Here is a 20656-nt window from a genome sequence, read left to right as displayed (position 1 = left end):
AGTACGCGGCCGACTTCGGCGGCATGTTCGCGCCCATGTTCCTGGCAAGCTACCGATCCTCACCTTCTATCTGCTGCTGCAGAAGCACTTCGTCAAGGGGCTCACCGGAGGCGCGACCAAGGGCTGACGCGGCGGCTTCCCTCGCCGGGTCAGGGCGTGCTCGATTTCCTCCAGCTTGGCCTCGACTGACGGCCTCCCGCCCACTGAGGGTCCAGGCACTAGCCGAAGACCTGTACTTCGGCGAGGGACAGCGGCCGGTCGGAGCCGACGAGCTGGACCCGGACATAGCGGGCCGACCGGCCCACCGGCAGGGACAGCGAGGTGCCCGCCTCGGCCTCCCGGTAGGTGGACCAGACACCCGCCTGGTTCTTCGTGACCTCCGGGTCATTCGAGGTGAACGGCGAGTCGGAGGCGAAGACATAGAACTTCTTCAACCGGTCGGCGCAGCAGTCGGTCCGGTTCCACAGCCTGATCGTGCTGACCTGATGGGCGGAGCCGAGGTCGGTCTGCCACCACGGGTTGGCGCCCAACGGCTGGTCGGCGGTGTGGGTGACCGAGCCGTGGAAGAAGTCGCCGTCGAGGTTCCCGTCAACGGCCCGCGACGCCGAACCCCCGTGCGCGGTGCCCGACTGGGTGGCGGGCGTCCCCAGAGCCAAGTTGTCCGACGTCGCCAGCTTTCCGGTGGCCTTGTAGGCATGGCCGGCGGTTGCGCTGAAGGTGATCCGGTTCCCGTCGCGCGTGGGGGTGAGGGTCTGGCCCGTCGTGGTGTCCGTGAGGGTGAAGGTTCCGGTGAACATCGGACTGCGGGCGGAGAGCGGTCCGGAACGGTTCGGTCTGAGGGTGAACTCGGCTGATCCGCTCGCGTTCCAGGACGCGTCGACGGTGACGTCGCCCCGGGCTCTGAGACCTGTGTAGGAACCGGCGCTCCAGGCCGTAGGGAGGGCCGGGAGCGGCCGGATGTCGCCGGTGTGGCTCTGCAGGAGCATCTCGGTGATCCCCGAGGTGGCGCCGAAGTTGCCGTCGATCTGGAATGGCGGGTGGGTGTCGAACAGGTTCGGCAGCGTGCGAAGTTTCAGCAGGTTGGCAAGGATGGTGTGGGCGTGGTTTCCGTCGTGCAGCCGTGCCCAGAAGTTGGTCTTCCAGGCCAGGCTCCAGCCGGTGACGTCTCCGCTGGTGCCGTCGCCGCGGGCGTTGAGCGTGACCTTGGCCGCCGCGGCGAGCGACGGTGTGGTGTCCGGGGAGATCTGGCGGCCGGGATGCAGGGCGAACAGGTGCGAGACGTGCCGGTGGGTGTCGGTCTGGCTGTCCAGGTCCGCCTTCCATTCCTGCAACTGGCCCCAGCGGCCGACGCGCAGACCGGGGTCGAGCCTGCCGAGCGTGGTCTGGAGTTCGGTCTGGAGCGCCGAGTCGACGCCGAGTTCCTTCGCGGCGGCGAGGGTGTCGGTCAGCAGGCCCCCCACGATCTGCTCGGCCATGGCGGCCCCGGCGGTGAAGTCGCCGTGCTCGGGAGAGTAGCTGGGGGTGACGACGAGCTTGCCGTCCCTGGGGTCGGTGCGCAGGTTCTTGAGCCAGAACTGGGCGGCGCCCTTGAGGAGCGGGTAGGCCCGGTCGCGCAGGAACGCGGGGTCTTTGGTGAACAGGTAGTGGTCGTAGACCTGGGACGCGAGCCAGCCGTTGGCTTCGGGGAACCAGAACGAAGTCGACCAGTCGTGCACGCCGGTGAAGCCGTACGGGTTGGTCTCGTTGTGCACGACCCAGCCCGGCGCGCCGAACATGTCGGTGGCGGACTTGGTGCCCGCCGCCTTCAGGTTCTCGATGAACGCGGTGTACGGTTCGGCGGTCTCGGCGAGATTGGCCTGCGCGGCGGGCCAGTAGTTCATCTGGATGTTGATGTTGGTGTGGTAGTCGGAGCTCCACGGCGGTTGCGTGGAGTTGTTCCAGACGCCCTGGAGGTTGGCCGGCAGCGATCCCGGCCGGGAGGAGGCGATGAGCAGGTAGCGGCCGTACTGGTAGTAGAGCTGCTCCAGGGCGCGGTCGTCCGGTGAGCTTCCGCCGGTGTAGGCGGATCGGAGCTGGTCGGTCGGCTTGTCGGGCATCACCCCGCCGAGGTTCAGCCTGACTCGGTCGTACAGCGCGCGGTGATCGGCGACATGAGCGGCCCGAAGGTCGGTGTAGGGCTTGGCCGAAGCGGCGTCGACGGCCTGCGTCACCTTGGCGTGCGGGTCCGCGCCCCGGTAGGTGGGATAGGTCAGGGCGTAGTCGGTTCCGGCACTCATCACGAACGTGGCGCTGTCGGCGCCGGTGACGGTCACCTGGCCGTTGCCGTCGGTGATGGTTCCGCCGTCGGTCTTGACCTGGATCTGGGATTCGAACCTCATCCCGTTGTTGGCGAGCGTGCCGCGGATGGTGAGCCGGCCGCCGGAAGCTGTCGCGGTGAAGTCGCTGCGAGGCGAGGTGTAGCGGAGCGTGAAGGAGATCTTGCCCGCCTGGTTCGCCGCGAGCCGTCCCGCCATCACGTTCCCCGGGTGACTGGCGAAGTACTCGCGGGTGAAGGTGGCGGTGCTCGTGGAATAGGTGACGCCGGCGACGGCGTCGCGGAGGTTGAGTGAGCGCCGGTAGCCGCTGAAGCCGGGATTGGACTCGGCCATGTCGAGCCGCAGGTCACCGAACGTCTGGTAGGCGCCGAAGTTGGTCTTGGGCTGCCCGAGCTTCCCGGCCACCCATGCGGGAGCGACTGTTCCGTCCCGGTTGATCTGGTCGACGACCTCCTGGAGCGCCGTGGGGCGCGGGGAGGTCCAGTTGCCGTAGTCGTAACCGGGCGAGCCGGGGCCGCCGGTCCACAGGGTCTTCTCGTTGAACTGCACCTGCTCGGAACCGACGCCGCCGAAGACCATGGCGCCGAGTGCGCCGTTGCCGATGGGCAGGGCCTGCGATTCCCATGCGGTGGCGGGCTGGGAGTACCACAGGGTGTCGGGGTCACCGGCCGCTGCGGCGGCGGGTAAGGACAAGGCGACCGGCTGCAGTGCGGCAAGGCCGGACGCGGCGAGGGCGACGCACGCGGCTGCGTTGAGCCAGCGTCGTCGCATGGTCGACCGGATGCCACGGATGGTGGCGGCGCCCATCTTCCCGGACAGGTGCGGGCCCTCGCCCCGGGGGTCGAGCGTGGCTTCCAGGACCTTCCCGTGCCGTTTCCGGATCTTCATGAACGATCCCTTCCTGGGGGGCGTGGGACAGGGATGATCGGGCCTGACGAGGCCCTTGTTCAGGGCCAGAGAAACTTCTGATCACGGTGGTAGGGGAGACAGGCGCGCGTACGCACCACCCACAACCACTGGTTGCTGTGAACGGGAACATATATCGAGATGAGTCTGAACGGAAGACCAGATCCGGCTAAACCTCCTATGTATCACTCGCCGGGCGACAACCCAGCCGGGAGATATAGGACATAAGCCCCGATGCGGCAGCCTGCGAGACGCTTTGCATCCGATGTCTAGCAACAGAAGCGCGGGGCCCTCACGTCGGCACTCGGCGCCGTCCAGAGCTTCTCCAGGGCCAAGAACTGATCATCAAATGGTGCTGGTACGTTAGGGATCTTTCCGATCGTTGTTAAGCGCATAATGTCTGAAGGGCCGGGCTGTTCGGGCATCGGAGGGGGTACAGATGGCGAAGCGCCCCACGGTATATGACGTGGCACAGCGAGCGGGTGTCTCGATCGCCACGGTCTCCTTCACCTTCCGGCAGCCGGAGAAGGTCAAGCCCACGACTCGCGATTCCGTGCTGGCCGCGGCACATGCGTTGGGGTACGTTCCGAGCGCCAGTGCCCGCGGCCTGGCCAAGGGCCGGACGGGCGCTCTCGGGCTGTTCTCGTACGACTACCTCAGGGCCGAAGAACCGACCGGAGCGCCGGCGGCGGACATGTCCTCCACGGAAGGCGGGGGCGAGGTCGAGGTGGTGCGGGACGGCGACGAGGAGAACCTCCGCGCCTTCCCCCTGTATGTGGACGAGGTCCAGCGCGGCGTCGAGCTGGAGTGCCGGCAGCGCGGGTACGCGTTGCTGATCGGCGGGGGAAGCCATGCCGACAGCGGGGCGATCATCACCGATGTCGCGGGACGAGTCGACGGGTTGGCCGTCTTCCCTCACACAGTGCCCGACGACGTCCTGGACCGCATCGCCAGTCGCATTCCGGTCGTGGCACTGTCCGAATCGCCCCACCACGACAACCTGAGTCACGTGACGATCGACAATGCCGCCGCGATGCAGGCCCTCACCGGCCACCTCATCGCGGATCACGGGCTTACCGATCTGCTGTTCGTCGGCGACACGCGCTTCCCCGAGAATGGGGCACGGTTCGAAGGGTTCCGTACAGCGCTGCGTGCCGCTGGATTGCCTGTCCCGCGCAAGCCGCTGGCACAGGAGTCCAGGTCGGACGGGCGCAACCTGGTTGCCGAGCTGCTGGCGCGCGGCCGGCTGCCGCAGGCTCTGGTCTGCGTGACCGACGACCTGGCCCTCGACCTCATGGACATGCTGGCCGAGAACGGGATCTCGGTCCCCGGACGGGTGGCCGTCACCGGCTTCGACGGGATCGTCGCCGGACGCATCTCCCGGCCGGCGCTCACCACCATCCGCCAGCCGATGGAGCGGATGGGCCGTGCCGCGGTCGACATCCTCATCGACCGGCTCGAGCACCGAAGTGAGCCCCCCATCTGCATCCAGTTGCCGGCACGTCTGGTGTTGCGGGAGAGCTGCGGCTGCTCGACGGCCTGACGGCGGGCGCTCCCCTGCCACCTGCGGCGTTTCCGAGCCGCCACGCCCGGCAGAGCGATCCCGCCTCTTGCGTACCGGCAATCTATGCGCTTAAGTAGTCCCCACGCATTCACTATCTAAGCGCTTAACTCGCTCGCGCCCGGGAGCCCGTCAGGTCGAGGGAGTAGTTGACGCGTGGTCGCGGGCAGCTCCCGCCCGGACACCCGTCCAGAGACGACGCCGTGACGCATCACGAGGTCGGCTTCCACGAAGGGAGACATCGATGATCCTGCAGGCGCCCCGTCGTTGTGGACGGGTTGCCGCCGCCCATGGAGCTGATCACAGACCGGGCGACCCACGCAGGATCGCACGCTGGCGCCGGTCATCGTGACCGGTCTGCAGCCGCCGAGCAGTCGCCTGAAGTCGTCAACCATGGCGGGAGCCTGCCTTGAGCTGCCGCCACGTTCCGTTCCAGAAGGATTCACTTGAACGCGCACCGTCTTTCCTTCCCTGCCGATTTCCTCTGGGGTGCAGCCACCGCCGCCCATCAGATCGAGGGAAACAACATCAACTCCGACTGGTGGCACCGGGAGCACCACCCGGAGACCGACCTGGAAGAACCCAGCGGCGACGCCTGTGACAGCTACCACCGGTATCGGGAGGACATCGGCCTGCTTGCCGGTCTGGGGCTGAACACCTATCGGTTCAGCATCGAATGGGCTCGAATAGAGCCTGAGCAGGGCTTCGTCTCCCGCGCCGCAGTCGATCACTACCGGCGGATGGTGGACGCCTGTCACGACGCCGGACTCACTCCCATGGTCACCCTGCATCATTTCACCGTGCCCCGCTGGGTGGAGGCTCTGGGGGCATGGGGGAGCCGCAGCATGCCGGACTTGTTCGCGCGATACACCGAAGCGGTGCTTCCCGTTGTCGCGGACGGGGTGGAATGGGTCTGCACCATCAACGAACCCAACGGAATCGCCTATCCGGGCGGCACAGGCGTCAACCCCCTCAAGCGAGCAGGCGTCGCGTCCGGAGCGTTTCTCACCGAGCAGCTGTTCAAAGCCCATCAGGCGAGCCGGTCGATCCTGTCATCGGTACCTGGGGTCAAGTCCGGATGGGCCGTCGCGACGCAGGCCTACCACGTCGAGCCCGGATGCGAGAGCGTCTGGCGCGACTACGGGTACCCCCGCGACGAGCACTTCCTCGAACTGGCCAAAGGTGATGACTTCGTCGGCGTGCAGGCATACACCCGGACCTTCATCGGACCGGAAGGGCCTCGGGGCCCGGCCCCGGACGTGGAGAAGACGCTCACCGGATGGGAGTACTTCCCCGAAGCCGCGGCGTTCGGCGTCCGGAGCGCCTGGCGATATGCGCAGCCGACTCCGGTCCTGGTCACTGAGAACGGCATCGCCACCGCCGACGACCGGCGCCGGATCGACTACACCGCCGACTCGCTCGCAGCCCTCCACGAGTGCCTCACGGACGGCATCGACCTGCGCGGATACCTGCACTGGTCCGCTCTGGACAACTACGAATGGGGCAGCTTCCGACCCACGTTCGGCCTCATCGCGGTCGATCGGACGAGCTTCCGGCGGACAGTGAAGCCCAGCGCCCGCTGGCTGGGGGAAGTCGCCAGAAACGGCAGGCTGGACGTACGTTCTGACGAAGGTCGTGCATGAGATCGACATCCAGCCGGCTCCGGCCTTGATCCCACACCGGCGCAGATACGTGCGGCCGACTCTGCCAGAGTAGGCATTGTCGGCCAGAACCCGGTCCGGGCTGCCGAGGAACGACACCCGGACCACCGGGGACGTGCACGCACGCCTTCGACCTGACCACGCAGTTCGCCTCCCCACGTGCCTTCACCGCTACCTGCGCGAACTCGGCGGAGCGGCGGGTGCCGGTGGGTGTGTCGGCGCCCCTTTCCGCTGCGCCGGGCGCCTGGGACGTGGACATGGCGGGCAGGGCCCTCGCCGAGCGGGAACCATCGGCTGGTCCGTAGGTGACTGTGAGCGCACAAGAAGATTTCCTGGTGGATGGCCACTGTGATCTGGTCTGACGGTCAGGAGAAATGCTGGTAAGTGGTCATAGAAGCCGCTGGACCCCGGGGAGTGCTTTACCTTCTCGACGCCTAAGATGATCAATCACATGAAGACCTCGCGTTCCACGAGGAGTGTGATGACCGGCCCGATCAAGCGCGTGCCGTTTGATGTGGAAAGCTACAGCCGTCGCTCCCGGACCGGGCCGTGCTTCATTTGCGCGATCGTCAGCAGAGATCCCAGTCAGCCGGAAGAGATCGTCTACGACGACGGCAACCACATCGGGTTTCTCGCTCGCTTCGCGGCTCTGCCTGGATATGTCCTTGTGGCGCCAAAGGCCCACGTCGAGCATGTCGTGCGAGATCTTGACGAGGACCAGTTCATTGCGGTGATGCGGGTGGTGCGTCGAGTAGCTCTCGCCCTGGAGGCAAGCGTGCCCTGCGAGCGTACGTACCTGCTGTCCTTGGGCAGTCAGCAGGGAAACGCCCACCTGCATTGGCACATCGCCGCCCTGCCGCCTGGCGTCCCCTATGAACAGCAGCAGTACCACGCGCTCATGGCGGAGAACGGGGTCGTCGAGCACACGCCCGAGGAAGCAGCTGCTCTGGCCGCAAGAATAAGGGCTGCCCTGGACGCCTAGCCTGGAGCAGGCTTCCTGGTCGGTTGGTCAGACCATTCACAGTGCGTGTGAAGGTCGCTTGCGTCGCCACCGCCCACCCGGACTCGATCGCCGGCACGGAGCTGAACACCTCGCGGGATCGGCGGTGCACCTCCACCAGGGCACGGTTCACCACCATGATGTTGGACCGTTGATCGTGCACACCCACTCGCCCCCTCGGAGACGATCCGCGCCACCTGGCGGTTGCCGCAACCTACAGGAAGCTCTCGGGATAATCCATGGTTGCGTCGGTCATGGCGCGGTGTCTCCTCGGAGTAGAGAGACGGCCGACGTGTGCCGTCATTTGATCCCGGTGGAGGCGATGCTCTGGGTGAAGAAGCGCTGCAGGCAGACGAACAAGGCGACGATGGGAGTGATGACCAGGACCGCCCCGGCAAGGAGCAACCCGTAGTCGGTGGCGTTCTGGCCGGTGGAGTACAGGGACAACGCGACGGGCAGCGTGTACTTGTCCTGGCTCTGCGCCGCGACCAGGGGCCAGAGGAAGTTGTTCCAGGAACCGAGGAACGTCAGGATCGCCAGGGTCGCCAGTGGCGGCTTGCACAGGGGGAGGACGATGCTGCGGAACACCCGCACCGTGCCGGCGCCGTCGATGTAAGCCGCTTCGAGGAGCGAGTCCGGGATTTCCTGCATGAACTGGCGCATCAGGAACACACCCAGCGGCGAGGTCAGGAACGGCAGGATGAGGGCCGGATAGGTGTTCACCAGCCCGAGCTTGGTGACCAGGACGAACAGCGGCACGAACGTCACCACGCCGGGAACCATGAGGGTGGCCATGACCATGAGGAACAGAAGGCGCTTGCCTGGGAAGTCCATCTTCGCGAGGGCATACCCGACCATGGAGCAGAACGCCAGATTGCCGAGCACCGTGAGCACGGCGACGATGACGCTGTTGACGAAATAGGCCCCGATCTGAAGCTGGCCGAACCACATCCTGTAGTTGCCCAGTGTCGGCGAATGAGGCAGCCAGCCGTTGGGGCTGTGCAGGATCTCGCCCTGCGTCTTGAAGGAGCCGAGCAGCATCCAGGCGAACGGCAGCAGCGTCATCGCCACGGCCGCCGTGAGCCACGTGTAGGTCCACAGCCGGCGAACAGGCCACCCGGAGGTGCTGCTGGAGCTGTTCGCGCGCCGCCGCGTCAAAGATGTGACGGGAAGGAGATTTCGCAAGATCTGCATGGCCCCGGTCACACCCTCGACCGCAGGGCCCGGAACTGCACCAGGCTGACCAGGACGATGCCCACGAAAAGGATGTAGCTGGCTGCCGACGCATATCCGTATTTGCCGAAGCCGAACTGGTTGTACGTGAAGTACGTCACCGACAGCGTCGAGTTCAACGGGCCGCCCTTGGTCATGACGAAGGACTCCTCGAAGAGCTGCAGATACGCGACGGACAACAGCACCGCGCCGAGCAGAAGAGTGGGTCGCAGAATCGGCAGGGTGATCCTGAAGAACCGTTGCCAGGCGTTCGCCCCGTCGGTCATGGCCGCTTCCTGGGCCTCGACCGGAACGGCTTGCAGTCCCGCGAGGAAAATCACCATCAACGTCCCCATGTTCCGCCACACCGCGACCAGGATCAGCGCCGGCATCGACCAACTGGTGCTGTTGAGCCAGTCCGGGCCGTCGACACCCATCGCTTTCAGCAGATCGTTGAGCAACCCATCGGGTTGCAGGATGAACCGCCACACGACGGCGACCGCGACGATGCTGGTGACGACCGGTGTGTAGAAGCCCACCCGGAAGGCGGTGCGGAACCGGGTGATGCCGCTGTTGAGCGCGACTGCCAAGGTCAGGGCGACGACCATGGTCAGCGGGATGCCGACCAGAACGAAATACCCGGTGTTGACCATGGACCGGAGGAACAGCGGGTCACCGAACAGCGCACGGTACTGGTCGAGACCGACGAAGCCCACGGCCAGCGGAGTCTGCACATCGCTGCTCCTGAAATCGGTGAACGACATCGCCAGCGATGACAGGAGCGGGAGCAGCATGAAGACACCGAAGATGAGCACGAACGGCAACGCGAACATCCACGCGGTCAGTGTCTGCTTGTGCCGCCGCGCCCTGACGGGCCCGGTCGCGAGGCGGGTCGCGGTGACCATGTTCAGCCTCCCGTACCGATCGAGTCGGCCTTGGCCTGCAGGTCCTTGAGCGCGGCGGCGGGATCCGTACCCGCCTTCACGATCTGCTCAAGCATGGTGTCCGCGGCGGCGCCGACCTGAGTCCATGAGGTGTTGGCCGGCGGGGACTTGACGTCCTGAAGCTGCTCCTTGAACACCGACAGCTTCTCGTCACCCGCCAGTGCCGGATCGTTCCAAGCCGCTTGGACGGCGGGGAGATCGCCCACCATCTTCTGCCACTTGGCCTGGACATCGGCCTTGGAGAGCCACTGGATCAGCTTCCACGCGGCGTCGCGATTCTTGGACTTCTTGAACACGACCAGGGCGGAACCGCCGACGAAGGAGGTCGAGCTCTTCTGCTTCGGGAACCGCATGACGCCGTACTTCTTGTCGAAGTCGGCGCCGCCGGCCTGATTGAGCTGGCCGATCTCGAACGGTCCGTTGACGAGCATGGGCGTGGCGCCGCTCACGAACGCCGACTCCTTGGCGCCGGCGGCGGTCGAGAGGTTCTTGTCGGAGATGCCCTCGGTGAAGAAGCTCTGGTAGTACTTCAGCGCGCCGGCCATCTCCGGCGTGTCGAACGTCCACTTCGTACCGTCGGCGTTCATCAGCGAAGCGCCGTTGGACCAGATGAACGGCAAGGTGAGCTGGAAGGAGTCGGCTCCTCCGGGAGTCAGCGCCATTCCCCACTTGGCGCCGGCCTTTTCCTGCATCGCCTTGGCCATCGCCTTCAGGTCCGCCCAGTTGGTGGGGGGTGAGGTGTAGCCCGCCTTGGCGGCGAGGTCGGTGCGGTAGTAGATGACGTTGGTGTCCACGTACCAGGGAACACCGAGCGACGCGCCATTGATCATGGTGGCGGCCTTCGCCCCCTCGAAGAAGCCACTGGTGTCGACCTGTTTCGGAGTCGGGTCGAAGGCGGTGGAGAAGTCCGCCATCCATGTGGTGCCCATCTGGGCCACGTCCGGCGTGGTCCCGCCGGAGATCGCGGTCTGGTACTTGTTGTGGGCGGCGTCCCAGGGGATGGCCGTGATGTTGACCTTCACCCCGGGATTGGCCGCCTCGAACTCCTTCACGAGCGAGGGAAGAGCCGCGCCCTCCGCGCCCTGCGCCCACATGGTGATGGTGCCCTTGGCCGGTCCCGACGAGAGCGCCGATCCCACCGGGTCCGACGAGGAGGTCGTACTCCCCCTTCCGCAGGCGGTCAGTGCCAGCGCGGCAGCCGTCACGACGGCCAGTCCGGCGATCTTCGTCCGACTCATCGCTGTTTCCTTTCGTGGAGCCGTCCACCTCGTGGATCACGGCGTCGTATCTGGACAGGCGTCTGCGGCGAGAACTGCGTGCGAGCGCACGCCAATCACTCCCCCGACGCCGCGGGCTCCCATGAACACGTTCATTTAAGCGCTTAGATACGGAAATTGTGGAGACCACTTAAGCGCATAGATTGCCAGTGCGCAAGAGGCGGTGAGCATGTCCACTGGGCCCTCACTTCGGCTCGACCGGACCATCATGCTCCTGGGTACGGGCCACCTGTTGACCGAGGTCGGCGAAACGATGATCACTCGTGCGCCGTGATCGTGGTGGTGCGAGCCGCGAGGTAAGCGCGTGAGCACGTTCCGCCCCTCACTGCGCGCCCAGGCGTAGGCCGTGTTCCGGACGACCGCGCAAAGGTAGGGCTGCGGGTCACGGGACGACGGAGTGGACGGTCCGGAAGGTGCGGACGTCGGGTCAGGGGCGTCCTCGATGGTGGACTCCGCCGCTCACCTGATCACGAACCTCCGCGCGTTCTTCGTGGACGCCGCCCGCCACCGCGGAACCGCGTTGCGAGGCGGACAACTCGGGGTCGAGTGCGCTCACCGGCGGATGAGGGCGGTGAGAAGGCCCTTGACCTCGGTCGCCGCATAGGCGTCGCCGTCGAACGGGCCGATGAGGACGGGGCCGTCGGCCGGATCGTCGGGGAGGCGGCCGTGGCTGCCGCGCACCGGCGAGGGGTCCAGCGGCACGACGGACATCGTGTACCGGAAACCCAGCTTCTTCCTGGCCAGCGCAGCGGCGGCGCGGAGCTTGACGAAGGGGTCCCGGGGATCCATGAACAGCTCGGCGGGGTCGTAGCCGGGCTTGCGGTGGATGTCCACCAGCCGCGCGAAGTCCGGGGCCCGGTCGTCGGAGAGCCAGTAGTAGTAGGTGAACCAGGCGTCGGGCTCGGCCACGGCGACGAGCTCCCCCGCGCGTTCGTGGTCGAGGCCGTACTTCGCCTTGCCCGTCCGGTCGAGCACCTCTTCCACGCCGGGCAGGGCGGCGATGACGTCGCGCGCGCGATCGAGGTCGGCGGGATCACGTACGTACACGTGGGCCACCTGGTGGTCGGCGACGGCGAAGGCACGGGAGGTCCACGGGTCGAGGTACTCCATCCCGGCCTGGGTGTGGACCTCCAGCAGGCCCGCGCCGCGGAGCGCGCGGTTGATGTCCACCGGGCGCGAGGCCGGCGTGATGCCGTACTCCGACAGCACCACCACCTCGGCGTCCTCCTGGAGGAGCGGGGCCAGCGCGGCGTCGACGGCGCGTGCCGCGGCGATCGCCTCAGGGCCGTCGGGGCCGTGCCGTTGCAGGTCGTAGTCGAGGTGCGGGACGTAGACGAGCAGCAGGTCGGGCCGTTCGCGGGAGAGGATGCGGCGGGCGGCGGCGATGATCCACCGCGATGAGGCGATCCCGGCGTTCGGCCCCCAGTAGGTGAACAGGGGGAACGGGCCGAGAGCGGCCTCCAGGTCGTCGTGGAGCGAGGGCGGGCGGGTGTAGCAGTCGGGCGACTTGCGGCCGTCGGCGTGGTAGATGGGGCGCGGGGTGACGAGCAGGTCGGTCGCGGCACCCATCGCGTACCACCAGCACACGTTGGCGGTGCGCAGGCCGGGCACGGCGCTCCACAGCTGGTCGCCCTGGATGAGCGCGTTGTGCTGACGCCACAGGAGCACCTCGCCGAGGTCGCGGAAGTACCAGCCGTTGCCCACGATGCCGTGCTCACGTGGCGGTGTGCCGGTGAGCAGTGTGGCCTGCATCGAGCAGGTGACGGCCGGCAGGACCGGGCGCAGGCGGGCGGCCCGGCCCACCCTCGCCACGTTGGGCATGTGCGCCAGCAGGCGCGGGGTGAGCCCGACGACGTTGATCACGACCAGTGGCGCCATCACAGCTCCTTCAGCCCGAGCGCGGCGAGCTGCCGCCGGGTCCAGTCGAGTTCGGCGGCGATGCCTTCGGCGAGGTCCGGCGGCGCGCCGGGGAGCACGTTCCAGGTGTAGGTCTCCACCTCGATGTGCCGGGTGAGCGGGGCGGGCCCGCCGAGCAGGGCGTCCAGGAGCTCCCGCAGGTGGGGCGCGGTGGTGCGGAGCGGTGGCGGTGGTGCGGCGTGCAGCGGCACGTGGAAGTGCACCCGCCAGCGCTCCCCCACGGGCAGGCCGCCGGCCAGCGCCTCGCCCAGATCGTCGGTGAATCCGCTCCGCGAGCGCGTCTGGTGCAGGAAGCGCGGCTCGTCGAACGCCTTCAGCGCGTCCTGGGTGCCGGGCGGCGCCTCCAGGGCGCACGATGCCTGGAGCTTGACGATGGGGAGCCCGAGCCCGGCCGCCGCGGCGGCTTCCTCGAAACCCACGGCCAGGTGGCAGGCGTCCAGGCATACGCCGAGGTGGTCGCGGTCGGCGTCGGCGAGCAGGCGCGTGGCCTGCGCAGTGGTTTCGACGATGCAGCCCGGCTCTGGTTCGAAGCCAAGCCGGATCGTCTTGCCGGTCCGCTCGGCCAGCTCGCGCAGTCCGCGGGCGACGAGGCCGAGGTTGGCCGCGACCGCCGCCGCCTTCTGCGCCGTCCAGCCGGTCCTCCAGGCGAGGGGCAGCGTGGAGATCGTTCCCTCGGTGAGGTCGTCGGGCAGCAGCGCGGCCAGGATCTCGGCGAGCCCCAGGGTGTGGCGCAGCCGCTCCGCGTCGGCCCAGTCAGGGGTGTAGACGCGGTACTTCACGATCTCCTCGTGGAAGCCGCGGTACGGGAACCCGTTGAGAGTGACGACCTCCATCCCGAGCACGGCCAGCCGATCACGCAGACCGGCGAGCTCGCCGGGCCGGGCGAGCAGGTCCGCGGCGGCGTGCTGCGACAGCCACAGGCCGAGACCGAGGCGTTCGGCGCCGAGCAGTTTCCTGACCCGCGCCGCGATGCCTGAGAGCTGTCCATGGATGCCGGGGAGATCCTCGGCGGGGTGCACGTTGGTGCAGTAGGCCAGGTGCACGGTCGAGCCGTCCGGATGGCGCAGCCGCATCGTCATCCCCGTCTGATCGTGTTGCCGGCGTAGTCGAGGCCGGCTGAGCCGGTCCCCAGATCGAGCCGGCCGCTCTGCCCGTAGAAGGCGACCGGATTGTGCCAGAGCACCTGGTCCACCTCGTCCTGGCCGAAGCCGGCCGCGAGCATGGCGTCGCCGACCTCGCGGGTCTTCAGGGGATCGCTGCGCCCCCAGTCGGCGGCCGAGTTCACCAGCATCCTGGCGGTGCCGTACTCCTTGAGGATCGCCACCATCCGGCCGGGATCCATCTTCGTGTCGGGGTAGATCGAGAATCCCATCCAGCAACCCGAATCGGCGACCAGGCCGACGGTCGGCTCGTTGAGGTGGTCGACGAGCACCCGTCCGGGCGGCATGCCCGCGGCCTTGACGACGTCGAGGCTGCGGCGGCTTCCCGCGACCTTGTCGCGGTGCGGGGTGTGGACCAGGACCGGGAGGTCGTTCTCCGCCGCCATCGCGAGCTGGGCCTCGAAGGCGCGTTCCTCCTCGGGGGTCATCGAGTCGTATCCGACCTCGCCGACCGCGACGACGGAGTCTTTGAGCAGGTATCGCGGCAGTTCGGCCAGCACCTCCGCGCAGCGCCGGTCGTTGGCCTCCTTCGGGTTGAGCGCGAGCGCGCAGTGGTGGCGGATGCCGTACTGGGCGGCCCGGTACGGTTCCCAGCCGAGCAGCGCGTCGAAATAGTCGAGGAAGCTGCCGATGTTGGTGCGGGGCTGGCCCAGCCAGAAGGCCGGTTCGACCACTGCGCGGACCCCGGCGTCGTGCATCCGCTGGTAGTCGTCGGTGGTCCGGGAGGTCATGTGGATGTGCGGGTCGAAGATGCGCATCAGATCCTCTCCAGGATGTCGTGGGGAACCGGGCGTCCGGCCGCCCGCCGCTCGGTCGCGTAGTCCGACAGCATGCGCGTCAGCTCCGCGTCGGTCCGCCGGTCGAGGCCGGAGACGGAGGCCAGCGGGATCTCCATGAAGACGCACTTGAGCACGCCCTGGCGGAAGGCGTGGTCGTCGAGCCACCGCGCGCCGTACGGCCCGAGGGCCGCGGCCACCAGCCGCGCGTCGTTGGTGCGCAGCGCGTCCTCGACCAGTGGGATCGCCGCCGCGCCGAGGCCGAGCTCGGGCAGGGCGGTCAGGATCGTCAGCCGTTCACCGGTGTCGCCGCGCTCGTAGAGCGTCCGTATCGTCGCCTCGTCGGCGTGCAGGGCCGCGAGCAGCGCGCGCCGCGCACCGGTGCCGCCCCGCCGTTCAGCCTGGGGGAAGAGCAGGTGGACCGCGCCATGGTCAGCCTCCACCCGCGACAGTGCCCACGCCAGCCACTCCCCCGCCCTCGGCCCGATCTCGCCCATGCCGACCTGCTCCTTTCTCACCGAGTTCGTCGTGCGCCTTCCTCAGGAAGGCGATGGATCGGCGGGCGACCTGTGGCGCCGCGTGGGAGTGCCGGGCGAGCTCCACGGCCACCTGTCCCCGGTAGCCGGCCAGCGCGGCCAGCACCGGCGGGAAGTCGATCTCGCCCTCGCCGAACTCCAGATGCTCGTGGACGCCTCGGCGCATGTCCTCGATCTGCACATGCACGAGATACGGCAGCGCTCGCCGGACGCAGGCGGGCGGGTCGTCCGGCTCCAGGCAGCGGCAGTGCCCGACGTCGAGGGTGAGCCCGAGACGGGGGTGACCGCCGAGCATGGCACTCAGCCTCTCGAATCCGCTCAGGTCCTCCACGAGCATTCCGGGTTCGGGCTCGAATCCGAGCGTGACGCCGAGGCGGTCGGCCGTGGCGAGGAGCCCCTCGCACTGGCGGGCCAGCCGGGCCCACGCCGCTTCCTCCGGCAGGTCCTCGGGCCGGATCCCGCTCCACAGGTGCACCACGGGGGCGCCCAGGTCGGCGGCGACCCGCATGGCCTGGTTCAGGAACCCGGCACGGCGGTCGGCGCCGTCGCTGATGAGGGTGGGATGGTGCTTGCGCCGGGGGTCCAGGGTGTAGCGCCCGCCCGTCTCGATGACCGCGTTCATGCCGAGCCGGTCGAGCAGCCCCGCGATCCGGCTCACCTGGGCGCTCAATCCGGGAGCGTAGGGATCGAGATGGCCGTGGTCCAGGGTGATGGCGGCGCCCGTGTAGCCCAGCTCGGACAGGAGGTCGAGAGCCTCGTGGAGTCGGTGGCCGGAGAATCCGTTGGTGCAGTAGGCCCAGTTCAGGGGCCGCCCCTGTCCGCCGGTCCCGATCACGACGTGGCCATCCGGGCCGAGAGCCACCTGCCCGCGGGCAGCGCGCCGAGCAGCGCTCCCGCCGCCGGCAGCCGTCCGCGCCCCGCCACCGCCGCCGCCTGCAGCGGGATCAGGCCGAGAATGCTCGCCTGGACGGCTTTGCGTACCTGTTCTGGATCGGGGCGGGCGCGTAATCGGGCCTGGGCCGGGATGGTCGCGGCGAGATGGCCGGCGAGAAGAAGCGCGGCGCCCGCCCGCGCGGCGGCGCCGTTGGAGGAGGAGCCGCTGGAGGAGGAGCCGTCACGCAGGCAGGACACAGCCGCCAGACCGGCCGCGGCGGTGCTGGCGGCGAGAGCGCCGCGCACGGTCTTCACCGTCGCCCCGGCCACCTCGGCCCGGCCGAGGATGCTGATGCCGTAGGTGTGCGCGCCGATCGCCAGCGCCATCGGAGCGGCGGCCCTGACCTGCGGGCCGGCGCCGAGGAGCACGTCCAACGCGCGGCAGGTCGCCATGGTGACCGGCCCCAGCGGCGTCCGTTTGAGTCCCAGGTCGTACGCCCACACCGCACCGGCCAGCAAGCCCGCCACTCCCAGGGCACGGCGCCCCCCGGACACCGCGGCGGCGATCAGCCCCGTGCCGGTCAGCCCGGCCGCGATGCCGAGTGCGGTGCCCGGGCGCACCCGGCCCGAGGGGATGGGGCGCTCCGGCCGTTCGGCGGCGTCGGCCTCGCGGTCGGCCCAGTCGTTGAGCGCCATGCCCGCCCAGTAGACGAGCACCGAGGACAGGGCCAGCCCGGGTGCGGCGCGCCGCCCGGCGGCGGCGGCCCCGGCCATCATGTCCCCCGGCACCGAGAGCGCGGCGGGGGCCCGGACCAGTTCGAGCAGCGCCTTCACGAGGCGTCCCCGGCCAGGTCCGCGGCGAACGCGTGGAGCCGGGCGTACTGGGCGGCGAGGGCGTGCTCATCCGTGCCCAGCGGGTCCTTGAAGAAGAAGGCGAGGTCCGCCAGCACGCCGTACCGCCCGCACTCGTGTGCGCGGGCCACCAACCGGGCCAGATCCAGGACGAGCGGCGCGGCGAGCGCCGAGTCGCAACCCTGCCAGGTGAACTGGAGGCTCATGCGCACGCCGAGGAACCCCTCGAAGGTCACGTGGTCCCAGGCGGTCTTCCACTCCCCGAGATCCTCGACGTAGTCGATGTGCGTCTCTCCTTCGACGGGGGTGCCGAGGATGCCGGCGACGGCCCGTTCCTTGGAGAGCGTCTTGCTCGATCGGGCCGCGGGGTCGGCGAGGGTGGCTCCGTCTCCCCCGCCGAGAAGGTTGAGCCCGGACCACGAGCGGACCCGCAGCGACCGCTGCGCGAACATGGGCGCGAGCGCGCTCTTGACCAGGGTCTCGCCGGTCTTCCCGTCGCGCCCCGCATACGGCAGGGCCCGCAACTCGGCGAGCTCGGCCAAGGCCGGCAGGGCAGGGCCGGTCGACGGGGTGAACTCCACGTAGCCGCAGCCGGCGCGGAACGCCGCGTAGGCGTAGAGCGAGCTTGTCGGCAGCACGTCGTCGCCCGCGGCGAGCCGCTCTTCGAGGGCGGCCAGGTGCTGGAACTCCGGGCGTGGGGCGGCGGGGGGCTCGGTCGACGAGACGTTGACGACGACCACCCGGGCGAGCCGGTGCCGGTCGCGGAAGCCGGCGATGTCGCCGGCCAGGCGGGCCGCGGCCGCCTCCTGGGTGCCGTCGCCGGGAACATGGCCCCGTCTGATCTCCGCGTCGGCGGCGTCGAGCTCCTGGGCGAGCAGTCCGGGCAGGCCCGCCGGCACCACTCCCGCCCTGCTCAGCTGTTCCGCGCGCTTCCGTAAGGGGCATTCAGTGATGTCATGGCCGCCGAACACCAGGTCGGCGATCGGAACCAGCCCCACCGGGAAGTCGGGAGACTCGGTGACACATCCCTGGGGCGGTGACGTGCCCGACTTGACCGCCGCGGCGCCGACGGTCGCGGTGGTCGCCACGGATCCGCGTGCTCCGATGAACCAGACACCGAGCTTGCGCATGGGGACTCCTGTTCATTCCGCGTATACCGGTATGGAGTGGACATACCGGTATGCGATTACGCGGATCGTAAGAGTCCTTTTATCGATGGTCAAGCATAAGTCTGCCGAAATTCGCCGTAAGCGGCGCCGATCAGGCCGACAACGCCTGGTCCACGGCCTCGGGCGACAACATGTGCTCGATGATCATCACCGCCGCGCCGACCACCCCCGCCCGGTCGCCGAGCTCGCTGACGCGAACGCTCAGATGCTGGGTGGCCAGGGGCAGGGACCTGCTGTAGATCACCTCTCGAAGCCCCGCGAGCAGGTGCTCGCCCGCTCCCGCGAGGTCGCCGCCGATCAGGATCATGGCGGGGTTGAAGAAGTTCACGATGGAGGCCAGGACGACGCCGACCTCCCGGCCGGCCTGCCGGATCATCTGGATGGCCTCGGTGTTGCCGGCCCGCACCAGACGTACGACGTCGCGGGTGTCGGCGGTCTCGTGGCCCGCCGCGCGCAGGCGCGCGGCCAGTGCCGCGCCGCCCGCCACCGCCTCCAGGCAGCCGATGTTGCCGCAGCGGCACGCCACGTTCTCGTCGGACGAGGGCACCCGGATATGGCCGATGTCACCCGCCGCGCCCTGCGCACCGCGGTGCAGGCGGCGGCCGCTGATGATGCCGCACCCTATGCCGGTGCCGATCTTGACGTAGACGAGGTGCTCGACCTGAGAGCGTCCGGCCCAGTACTCACCCAGCGCCATCATGTTCACGTCATTGTCGACCAGCACGGGGACACCGAGCCGGGCGCCGAGCCAGTCGGGCACCGGAAAGCCGTCCCAGCCGGGCATGATCGGCGGGTTGACCGGCTTGCCGGTGTCATGCTCCACCGGCCCGGGCAGCCCGACGCCGACGCCGCACACGTCGGCCAGACGCCGGCCGCACTCGTCGAGGAGCTCGCGGAAGGTGTCCACGAGCCAGGTCAGGACGGCCTCCGGACCGCGGCCGATGGGCATCTCGGCCTCGCGCTCGGCCAGCGTCGTGGCCGCGAGGTCGGTCACGGCGAGCCGGGCGTGCGTCGCCCCCAGGTCGGCCGCGAGCACGATCCGCGCACTCTTGTTGAAGGTGAACGCCGTCGCGGGGCGACCGCCCGAGGAGATCACGTCATCGCCCGGCACCACCCAGCGCTGACTCAGCAGTGCGTCGAGGCGGAGGGAGACCGTGGACCGCGCCAGGCCGGTGAGCTCGACCAGCTCGGCGCGGGTGCGGGCCTGCCCGTCACGCAGGATCGAGAGCAGAGCCCCCGCTCCGGCCGCCGCGGTGCTTGTGCCGGTCAGCATGCTCTCAGTCAACAGCGCTCCATCCGTCGGGCGATACACACTTCCTATGATCCCTCATCCGCCATTATGCCATTTACGCTTAAACTTTTGCTTGACCCTCGTCATAAGTGCGATCTAGCATCCAGCAACATGAAGGACATAAGCCGGAAACCGGACGATGCTCCGCGGGTAGGGATCGTCGGCACCGGTTTCATGGGCCGGGTGCATGCCCGCGCCGCACGCGCGGCCGGGGCTGTCATCGCCGGGGTGGCCGGGTCGCGATGGGAGAAGGCGCAGCAGGCCGGGCTGGGCGCCGCCAGGGCCTTCGCCTCCGCCGACGAGCTCATCGAGTCGGGCGAGATCGATCTGGTGCACATCTGCACCCCCAACCATCTCCACGCGCCGTTCGTCCTCAAGGCGCTGTCGGCCGGGCTGGCCGTCGTCTGCGAGAAACCCCTGGCCGGCGACGCGATGACCGCCGCACTCATGGCGGGCCGGGCGGCCGAGGCGGGACTGGTCGCGACGGTGCCCTTCGTGTACCGCTTCCACGCCATGGTCAGGGAGGCCCGGCAGCGGGTCGCCCGCGGCGACATCGGCAGGATCAGCCTGATCCAGGGAAGCTATCTCCAGGATTGGCTGCTCCGCTCGGACGACGACAACTGGCGGGTGGACCCCGAGCTCGGCGGGCCCAGCAGGGCGTTCGCCGACATCGGCTCCCACTGGTGCGACCTGGCGGAGTTCGTCACCGCAGACCGCATCGTCAGCGTCTGCGCGCAGACCGCCATCGTCCAGTCCAGGCGGGCGACGAACGCGCCCGTCGTGACGGAGGACATGGCCACCGTCCAGTTCCGGACCGCCTCCGGCGCCGTCGGCACACTCGCCACCAGCCAGGTCTCCCCCGGCCGCAAGAACCGCCTGTTCCTCGAGATCTCCGGCACCGAGGCGAGCCTCGCCTTCGACCAGGAACAGCCCGAGCTGCTCTGGGTCGGCGATCGCGACGGATCACGGACGCTCATGCGCGACCCGGCGATCCTGTCGGAGGCGGCCCGGTCCTATTCGCCCCTCCCGGCCGGACACCCGCAGGGCTACCACGACTGCTTCGACGCCTTCGTCGCCGACACCTACGCCGCGTTCCGCGGCGAGCACCGCGACGGGTTGCCGGTGTTCGCGGACGGGGCCCGTGCGGCCGCGATCTGCGAGGCCGTCCTCACCTCGGCGCGGACCGGGAGGTGGACGGAGTGCTGA

At 68.8% G+C, this 20656-nt stretch carries 16 protein-coding genes; 4 read left to right on the top strand and 12 right to left on the bottom strand.

The genetic code is table 11. The annotated features are described in order from the left end of the window. Positions 1-218 precede the first annotated feature (218 nt). Positions 219-3203 carry a glycosyl hydrolase family 95 catalytic domain-containing protein gene (locus HTZ77_RS24855; protein WP_205303358.1) on the bottom strand — a complete coding sequence of 995 codons (2985 nt, stop codon included), beginning with the start codon at positions 3201-3203 and terminating at the stop codon, positions 219-221. Between the two features lie 457 nt (positions 3204-3660). Between HTZ77_RS24855 and HTZ77_RS24850 the strand changes: the two genes are divergently transcribed. The 3 genes from HTZ77_RS24850 to HTZ77_RS24840 all read left to right on the top strand — a co-directional run bounded on the left by HTZ77_RS24850 (position 3661) and on the right by HTZ77_RS24840 (position 7425). Beyond that, positions 3661-4764, top strand: a complete 1104-nt coding sequence (locus HTZ77_RS24850; protein ID WP_175592066.1) for a LacI family DNA-binding transcriptional regulator — start codon at positions 3661-3663, stop codon at positions 4762-4764. Between the two features lie 464 nt (positions 4765-5228). Then, the gene (locus tag HTZ77_RS24845) at positions 5229-6425 is read left to right on the top strand and encodes a glycoside hydrolase family 1 protein (protein WP_175592065.1); all 1197 of its coding nucleotides are present in this window, start codon (positions 5229-5231) and stop codon (positions 6423-6425) included. A 499-nt stretch (positions 6426-6924) separates the two neighbouring features. Further along, the gene (locus HTZ77_RS24840; protein WP_175592064.1) at positions 6925-7425 is read left to right on the top strand and encodes an HIT family protein; all 501 of its coding nucleotides are present in this window, start codon (positions 6925-6927) and stop codon (positions 7423-7425) included. Positions 7426-7743: 318 nt separating this feature from the next. On the opposite strand, the gene HTZ77_RS24835 is transcribed toward HTZ77_RS24840, so the two are convergent. The 11 genes from HTZ77_RS24835 to HTZ77_RS24785 all read right to left on the bottom strand — a co-directional run bounded on the left by HTZ77_RS24835 (position 7744) and on the right by HTZ77_RS24785 (position 19444). After that, positions 7744-8637, bottom strand: a complete 894-nt coding sequence (locus tag HTZ77_RS24835) for a carbohydrate ABC transporter permease (protein ID WP_175592063.1) — start codon at positions 8635-8637, stop codon at positions 7744-7746. A gap of 8 nt (positions 8638-8645) precedes the next feature. Next, complete coding sequence (locus HTZ77_RS24830) at positions 8646-9560, bottom strand: carbohydrate ABC transporter permease (protein ID WP_175592062.1); 915 nt, start codon at positions 9558-9560, stop codon at positions 8646-8648. Between the two features lie 2 nt (positions 9561-9562). Then, a complete protein-coding gene (locus HTZ77_RS24825; RefSeq protein WP_205303356.1) occupies positions 9563-10804 on the bottom strand; it encodes a sugar ABC transporter substrate-binding protein in 1242 nt (413 codons plus the stop codon). Between the two features lie 624 nt (positions 10805-11428). After that, positions 11429-12754: an alkaline phosphatase family protein gene (locus HTZ77_RS24820; protein WP_175592060.1), complete on the bottom strand. Its 1326-nt coding sequence runs from the start codon at positions 12752-12754 to the stop codon at positions 11429-11431. After that, positions 12754-13866 (bottom strand): metabolite traffic protein EboE, encoded by a 1113-nt coding sequence (gene eboE / locus HTZ77_RS24815; RefSeq protein WP_175592205.1) that lies wholly within the window; start codon positions 13864-13866, stop codon positions 12754-12756. Before eboE ends, HTZ77_RS24820 begins: the two co-directional genes overlap by 1 nt. Positions 13867-13868: 2 nt before the next feature. Continuing rightward, positions 13869-14711, bottom strand: coding sequence for a TatD family hydrolase (locus HTZ77_RS24810; protein WP_175592059.1), 843 nt, complete (start codon positions 14709-14711; stop codon positions 13869-13871). Next, entirely contained in the window at positions 14711-15172 is a 462-nt protein-coding gene (locus HTZ77_RS24805; protein WP_205303354.1) for an EboA domain-containing protein, read from the bottom strand. Before HTZ77_RS24805 ends, HTZ77_RS24810 begins: the two co-directional genes overlap by 1 nt. Then, positions 15162-16100, bottom strand: coding sequence for a sugar phosphate isomerase/epimerase family protein (locus HTZ77_RS24800; protein ID WP_328808748.1), 939 nt, complete (start codon positions 16098-16100; stop codon positions 15162-15164). The genes HTZ77_RS24805 and HTZ77_RS24800 overlap by 11 nt, the downstream gene beginning before the upstream one ends. After that, complete coding sequence (locus HTZ77_RS24795) at positions 16097-16972, bottom strand: SCO3242 family prenyltransferase (RefSeq protein ID WP_175592057.1); 876 nt, start codon at positions 16970-16972, stop codon at positions 16097-16099. The genes HTZ77_RS24800 and HTZ77_RS24795 overlap by 4 nt, the downstream gene beginning before the upstream one ends. Continuing rightward, positions 16969-18120, bottom strand: coding sequence for an inositol-3-phosphate synthase (locus HTZ77_RS24790; protein ID WP_175592056.1), 1152 nt, complete (start codon positions 18118-18120; stop codon positions 16969-16971). The genes HTZ77_RS24795 and HTZ77_RS24790 overlap by 4 nt, the downstream gene beginning before the upstream one ends. 130 nt (positions 18121-18250) lie before the next feature. Further along, positions 18251-19444 carry an ROK family protein gene (locus HTZ77_RS24785; protein ID WP_407940543.1) on the bottom strand — a complete coding sequence of 398 codons (1194 nt, stop codon included), beginning with the start codon at positions 19442-19444 and terminating at the stop codon, positions 18251-18253. Positions 19445-19561: 117 nt separating this feature from the next. Here HTZ77_RS24785 and HTZ77_RS24780 point away from each other — a divergent pair, with 117 nt between their 5' ends. After that, on the top strand, positions 19562-20656 hold the full coding sequence (locus HTZ77_RS24780) for a Gfo/Idh/MocA family protein (protein WP_175592055.1): 1095 nt from the start codon (positions 19562-19564) through the stop codon (positions 20654-20656).

It is taken from the genome of Nonomuraea montanisoli (genome assembly GCF_013363975.1).
Taxonomy (GTDB): Bacteria; Actinomycetota; Actinomycetes; order Streptosporangiales; family Streptosporangiaceae; genus Nonomuraea; species Nonomuraea montanisoli.
The sequence above is the reverse complement of the archived record's forward strand: the minus strand, read 5'-3'. Positions and strand labels throughout refer to the sequence as shown.